Origin of the sequence: Citrobacter sp. CK180 (assembly GCF_030333655.1) — a bacterium.
In the GTDB taxonomy this organism is placed as follows: domain Bacteria; phylum Pseudomonadota; class Gammaproteobacteria; order Enterobacterales; family Enterobacteriaceae; genus Citrobacter_B; species Citrobacter_B koseri.
In genome coordinates this window covers 125,396-131,395 of the sequence record NZ_JAOWFM010000032.1, presented here as the reverse complement: position 1 = coordinate 131,395, position 6,000 = coordinate 125,396, and the positions used below count along the sequence as shown (strand labels likewise).

Annotated in this window: 7 protein-coding genes; all 7 read left to right on the top strand. The window is 55.9% G+C overall.

All coding sequences use genetic code 11. The features are described 5' to 3' along the window. Nucleotides 1-34 precede the first annotated feature (34 nt). The 7 genes from dmsB (at nucleotide 35) to osmV (ending at nucleotide 5,918) form a co-directional block, all read left to right on the top strand. Nucleotides 35-652 (top strand): dimethylsulfoxide reductase iron-sulfur subunit DmsB, encoded by a 618-nt coding sequence (gene dmsB / locus OGV50_RS04035; RefSeq protein ID WP_012132456.1) that lies wholly within the window; start codon nucleotides 35-37, stop codon nucleotides 650-652. A 1-nt stretch (nucleotide 653) separates the two neighbouring features. Further along, complete coding sequence (locus tag OGV50_RS04030; protein ID WP_114848507.1) at nucleotides 654-1,511, top strand: dimethyl sulfoxide reductase anchor subunit family protein; 858 nt, start codon at nucleotides 654-656, stop codon at nucleotides 1,509-1,511. A 41-nt stretch (nucleotides 1,512-1,552) separates the two neighbouring features. Beyond that, nucleotides 1,553-2,167, top strand: coding sequence for a Tat proofreading chaperone DmsD (gene dmsD / locus OGV50_RS04025; RefSeq protein ID WP_024130349.1), 615 nt, complete (start codon nucleotides 1,553-1,555; stop codon nucleotides 2,165-2,167). Nucleotides 2,168-2,472: 305 nt separating this feature from the next. Next, nucleotides 2,473-3,183 (top strand): osmoprotectant ABC transporter permease OsmY, encoded by a 711-nt coding sequence (gene osmY / locus OGV50_RS04020; protein WP_012132459.1) that lies wholly within the window; start codon nucleotides 2,473-2,475, stop codon nucleotides 3,181-3,183. Between the two features lie 27 nt (nucleotides 3,184-3,210). Continuing rightward, nucleotides 3,211-4,113 carry an osmoprotectant ABC transporter substrate-binding protein OsmX gene (osmX, locus tag OGV50_RS04015; protein WP_012132460.1) on the top strand — a complete coding sequence of 301 codons (903 nt, stop codon included), beginning with the start codon at nucleotides 3,211-3,213 and terminating at the stop codon, nucleotides 4,111-4,113. A gap of 9 nt (nucleotides 4,114-4,122) precedes the next feature. After that, the gene (gene osmW / locus OGV50_RS04010) at nucleotides 4,123-4,770 is read left to right on the top strand and encodes an osmoprotectant ABC transporter permease OsmW (RefSeq protein ID WP_012132461.1); all 648 of its coding nucleotides are present in this window, start codon (nucleotides 4,123-4,125) and stop codon (nucleotides 4,768-4,770) included. After that, entirely contained in the window at nucleotides 4,770-5,918 is a 1,149-nt protein-coding gene (osmV, locus tag OGV50_RS04005; protein WP_110494279.1) for an osmoprotectant ABC transporter ATP-binding protein OsmV, read from the top strand. Before osmW ends, osmV begins: the two co-directional genes overlap by 1 nt. Nucleotides 5,919-6,000: the final 82 nt, after the last annotated feature.

Genomic DNA, 6,000 nt, shown 5'->3' with positions numbered 1-6,000 from the left:
CTCGTTCAGGTTGAGAAGGTATAAGGAGTAACCGATGACAACCCAATATGGATTTTTTATTGACTCCAGTCGTTGCACCGGTTGCAAAACCTGCGAACTGGCCTGCAAAGACTACAAAGATTTAACCCCGGACGTCAGCTTCCGTCGCATCTATGAATATGCGGGCGGCGACTGGCAGGAGGATAACGGTGTCTGGCACCAGAACGTCTTTGCCTACTATCTCTCCATCTCCTGCAACCACTGCGAAGACCCGGCCTGCACGAAAGTGTGCCCGAGCGGCGCAATGCACAAACGCGAGGACGGTTTTGTGGTAGTGGATGAGGACGTCTGCATCGGCTGTCGCTACTGCCATATGGCCTGCCCGTACGGTGCGCCACAGTACAACGCCGCCAAAGGCCACATGACCAAATGCGACGGCTGTCATGACCGCGTTGCCGACGGCAAAAAACCGATCTGCGTCGAGTCCTGCCCGCTGCGCGCGCTGGACTTTGGCCCGATAGAAGAGCTGCGGAAGAAACATGGCACGCTGGCGGCCGTTGCACCGCTGCCGGGCGCGCACTTCACCAGACCGAACATTGTGATTAAACCCAACGCCAACAGCCGCCCGACCGGGGATACCACGGGTTATCTGGCAAATCCGAAGGAGGTATAAAATGGGAAATGGATGGCATGAATGGCCGCTGGTGCTGTTTACGGTGTTCGGTCAATGCGTTGTCGGCGCATTGATTGTCAGCGGTCTGGGCTGGTTTGCGGCGAAAGACGATGCGGCCAGCAGACAGCGTATTGTGCGCGGTATGTTCTTTTTATGGGTCGTCATGGGGCTGGGTTTTCTGGCGTCGATCATGCACCTCGGCTCGCCGTTCCGCGCGTTTAACTCTCTTAACCGGGTAGGCGCTTCCGCGCTGAGTAATGAAATTGCCGCTGGCTCTGTCTTTTTTGCCGTAGGCGGTTTCTGGTGGCTGGTGGCTGTGCTCGGCAAAATGCCGGAAGCACTGGGCAAAATCTGGCTGCTGGTCAGCATGGTACTCGGGGTGGTATTTGTCTGGGCAATGACGCGGGTCTATCAGATCGATACCGTTCCGACCTGGTATAATGGCTACACGACGCTGGCATTCTTCCTGACGGTGTTCCTGAGCGGGCCGCTATTTGCGGCGCTGATATTGCGCGCCGCGCGCGCCAGATTCAACGGCACGACGTTCGCAAGCATCAGCGTGCTGGCGCTGTTAGTCTGCGCGGCCGTAATCATCATGCAAGGCATGTCGCTTGGGGCAATCCACAGCTCCGTGCAACAGGCGAGCGCGCTGGTTCCAGACTATGGCCGCTTACAGGTCTGGCGCGTAGTGCTACTTGCTGCCGGGCTGGGTTGCTGGATATGCCCGTTAGTGCGCCGCAAAGAACCGCACGTCGCCGGATTGTTGCTGGGGTTAATCCTGGTGCTTGGCGGCGAAATCATAGGTCGCGGATTGTTTTACGGCCTGCATATGACCGTCGGAATGGCCATTGCAGGTTAACTTACGCGTGCGGGGAAACCCGCACCTTTCAGGATGGTTTCATGACTTCTTTTTCACAACGTGACGATTTTTCTATGGCTGCACGCGTGCTGGGCGCGTTGTTTTATTATGCGCCAGACAGTACCGAAGCCGCCCCGTTGGTTTCAGCGTTAAAAACCGACGGCTGGCAGGCGCAGTGGCCACTTTCACCGGAGGTTCTGGCGCCGATTGCGGCGGTTTTTCAGGCCGACATCGAGGAGCCGCTCCCGCAAGCCTGGCAACGTCTGTTTGTCGGTCCCTGGGCGCTTCCGTCGCCTCCCTGGGGATCGGTCTGGCTGGACCGTGAAAGCGTGTTGTTTGGCGAATCTACGCTGGCATTACGCCAGTGGATGCGGGACAACGGCATCCAGTTTGAGATCCAGCAAAATGAACCGGAAGATCATTTTGGTTCCCTGCTGCTGTTGGCTGCCTGGCTTGCGGAAAATGGCCGTCATAGCGAATGCGAACAACTGCTGGCCTGGCATCTGTTGCCGTGGTCTGCGCGCTTCCTGGCGGTTTTCATCGAAGGCGCAAACCATCCATTTTACCAGGCGGCAGGTGAGCTGGCACAGCAAACGCTGGCGCAGTGGCAGTCTCAGTTGCTGATCCCCGTCGCCGTAAAACCGCTGTTTCGCTAACGCTTTTTCAGGCAGGGCGCGCCCTGCCTTTATCGTCAAAAACCGGTTGTTTCCCCTTCCCGATAAGTGACAATGTCACTTCAACTTTCCATTTTTAAGACAATTCTTCACATTCGCGCACATCCTTAGCCCTGTAAGGGCAAATGAGCAACGGGCATGCATAGCCTGCTAATTTAAATACCTGTCTCGCTGGAATCCTTCCCGACGTGTTGCTATAGCTCAAGACACCCTGCCGCTACATGGCATAACAACACGCAACGTCTCTTTCGTTGCCATAACGCATGCAAACAGGGAGACACACCGCAATGCACACCTTTACGTTAAAACGCGTGCTCGGGTTTACTGGCGCGATCGCTCTTGTGCTGGCGCTGCTGGTCTGGGGAGTGGGTCTGGAAACCATTAAAGCGCGTCAGGTTGATCTGCTTTATTTGGGCAAACAGCATTTACTCCTCGTCTTTACCTCCATGTTCTTCGCCTTAGTTATCGGTATTCCCAGCGGCATTTTACTGAGCCGTCCGGCAGCCAAAGGATTCGCCGAATACGTAATGCAGCTCTTTAATGTAGGCAATACTCTGCCGCCTCTGGCCGTACTGGCACTGGCGATGGTGATTATCGGCATTGGCGACGTTCCGGCGATTTTCGCGCTGTTCCTCGCCTCGCTTCTTCCCGTCGTGCGCAATACCTACGCCGGGCTTTGTTCTGTTCCCGCCTCCCTGATTGAAGCCGCAAACGGCATCGGTATGACGAAATGGCAGCGTCTGCGTCAGGTTGAGCTGCCCAATGCCTGGCCGGTGATGCTTGCAGGGATTCGGATCGCGACGGCGATTAATGTGGGTACGGCCCCGCTGGCGTTCCTGATTGGGGCCAGCAGCTACGGCGAGCTGATTTTCCCCGGCATTTACCTCAATGACTTCCCGACGCTGATTCTGGGCGCAACGGCAACCGCTCTGGTGGCGCTGATTCTCGACAGCCTGCTTGCCCTGCTTGGCCGCATCCTCAGTCCGCATACGGCCTGATACAACGATAAGAATAAGGAGCGCTGAATGACATTAAAAAAACATCTGTTGGGATGGCTTGCCGCCGCGTTGCTCGTTACCGGACAGGCTCAGGCGGCCCCGTTGATCCTTGCAACCAAAGGTTTTACCGAACAACACATCCTTTCCGCCATGACCGTGCAGTACCTGCAAAAAAAGGGTTTTCAGGTTCAGCCGCGCACCAACATTGCGGCGGTGATTTCACGTAATGCCATGGTGAATAAGCAGATTGATATCACCTGGGAATACACCGGCACGTCCCTGATCATTTTTAACCACATTGATAAACGGATGAGCCCGCAGGAATCCTACGATACCGTCAAACGCCTGGATGCGAAGCTCGGACTGGTATGGCTAAACCCGGCGAATATGAATAACACCTACGCGTTCGCCATGCAGCGCAAACGCGCCGAAGCAGAGAACATCAACACCCTGTCGGAAATGGTGGCGAAAATCGAACACATCCGCCAGACCGACCCTGACAATAACTGGATGTTAGGTCTCGACCTTGAGTTTTCCGGGCGCAGCGACGGGATGAAGCCGTTGCAGGATGCCTACCAGATGCAGCTTGACCGTCCGCAGATTCGGCAAATGGACCCGGGTCTGGTCTATAACGCCGTGCGCGATGGCTTTGTGGACGCCGGTCTGGTGTACACCACGGATGGCCGGGTGAAGGGTTTTGACCTCAAGGTGCTGGAAGATGATAAAGGCTTCTTCCCAGGTTACGCTGTCACGCCTGTCGTCCGTAAAGAGATACTGGATGCTCATCCGGGGCTGGATGATGCGCTGAATACCCTTTCCGGGCTGCTCAATAACGACGTCATCTCGACGCTTAATGCGCAGGTCGACATCGATCACCAGTCACCCCAGCAGGTTGCGCGCACATTCCTGCAACAAAAAGGTCTGCTGTAAGGAGCGCTTATGGATACGATTCATTACATGATGGATAACGCGGGTTATCTGACGAGCCTCACTCTTCAGCATTTGTGGCTGGTTGCGCTGGCCGTCGGTCTGGCGATTATCATTGGCGTGCCGCTGGGCATTCTGATTGTTCGTCATAAATGGCTGGCTACGCCGGTGTTAGGGGCGGCAACGCTGCTGCTCACTATCCCCTCCATCGCATTATTTGGTTTGATGATCCCGCTGTTTTCGCTGATCGGTCAGGGGATTGGCGCCCTTCCCGCAATTACCGCCGTTTTTCTTTACTCGCTGCTGCCGATTGTGCGCAACACGCACACCGCGCTCGACAGTTTACCGCCGGGCTTGCGCGAAGCGGGACGCGGAATTGGCATGACGTTCTGGCAGCGTCTGCGCTGGGTAGAAATTCCGATGGCCCTGCCGGTGATTTTTGGCGGGATTCGCACTGCCGTCGTCATGAATATCGGCGTGATGGCCATCGCCGCCGTCATTGGCGCTGGCGGCCTGGGGTTACTGTTACTGAACGGCATCGGCGGGAGTGACATCCGCATGTTAATCGCCGGTGCGCTGATGATTTGTCTGTTGGCCATTGTGCTCGACTGGTTGCTGCATCGCCTGCAAGTCGTACTGACACCTAAGGGGATACGATAATGATAAAACTGGAAAACCTCACCAAACGCTTTTCACAGAAGAATGGCCAACCGCTTAACGCCGTTGATAACATCAATCTGAACGTGCCGGAAGGTGAAATGTGCGTGCTGCTTGGGCCGTCAGGCTGCGGCAAGACCACCACCCTGAAGATGATCAACCGGCTGATCGCGCCCAGCAGCGGCAATATTTTCATTAACGGACAAAACACCAGTGCGATGGATACCGTCACGCTACGGCGCAACATTGGCTACGTGATCCAGCAAATTGGCCTGTTTCCCAACATGACCATCGAAGAGAACATCACGGTTGTCCCGCGTATGCTGGGCTGGGATAAAACCCGCTGCAAACGTCGTGCGGAAGAGTTGATGGACATGGTGGCAATGGATGCGAAAAAGTTTCTGCATCGCTACCCGAAAGAGATGTCTGGCGGTCAACAACAGCGCATCGGCGTGATCCGCGCGCTGGCGGCCGATCCCCCGGTGCTGTTGATGGATGAACCTTTCGGTGCGGTGGACCCGATTAACCGCGAGGTGATTCAGAATCAGTTTCTTGATATGCAGCGGGCGCTGAAAAAGACGGTGATGCTGGTCAGCCATGATATCGATGAAGCGCTGAAGCTGGGCGACAGGATTGCCGTATTCCGCCAGGGCCGCATTATACAGTGCGCCAGCCCGGATGAATTGCTGGCAAAACCGGCGAATGAATTCGTCGGCTCATTTGTCGGTCAGGATCGTACGCTAAAACGTCTTCTGCTGGTTTCGGCGGGCGACGTAACCGACCAACAACCCACCCTGACCGCCCGCGCCGCCACCTCGCTGGCAGAGGCGTTCGGCATCATGGACGATAATGATATTCGCGCGATCACCGTTGTCGATAGCGACGGCAAGCCGCTTGGCTTTGTGAAGCGTCGTGAAGCCAGGAACGCCAACGGCACCTGCGCGGATATAATCCACCCGTTTCGCGTCACCGGAAAAGCGGAAGACAACCTGCGTATTGTGCTGTCGAAACTGTACGAGAGTAACACCAGCTGGATGCCCATTGTCGATGAGGAAGGACGCTATAACGGCGAAATCTCGCAGGATTACATTGCCGATTATCTCAGTTCAGGCCGTACCCGTCGGGCGCTGAATATTCACGAAAGTAGCTAAACGCCGGATGACAGCTACGCTTTACCTGGCCTACGGAGCACATTCTTGTCGGCCCGGTAAGCGAAGCGCCATCGGGCAGTTC

Coding starts and splice junctions, on each gene's coding strand:
- osmV (WP_110494279.1), top strand. CDS start 4,770: ATGATAAAACTGGAAAACCTCACCAAACGCTTTTCACAGAAGAATGGC.
- osmW (WP_012132461.1), top strand. CDS start 4,123: ATGGATACGATTCATTACATGATGGATAACGCGGGTTATCTGACGAGC.
- osmY (WP_012132459.1), top strand. CDS start 2,473: ATGCACACCTTTACGTTAAAACGCGTGCTCGGGTTTACTGGCGCGATC.
- osmX (WP_012132460.1), top strand. CDS start 3,211: ATGACATTAAAAAAACATCTGTTGGGATGGCTTGCCGCCGCGTTGCTC.
- dmsD (WP_024130349.1), top strand. CDS start 1,553: ATGACTTCTTTTTCACAACGTGACGATTTTTCTATGGCTGCACGCGTG.
- dmsB (WP_012132456.1), top strand. CDS start 35: ATGACAACCCAATATGGATTTTTTATTGACTCCAGTCGTTGCACCGGT.
- OGV50_RS04030 (WP_114848507.1), top strand. CDS start 654: ATGGGAAATGGATGGCATGAATGGCCGCTGGTGCTGTTTACGGTGTTC.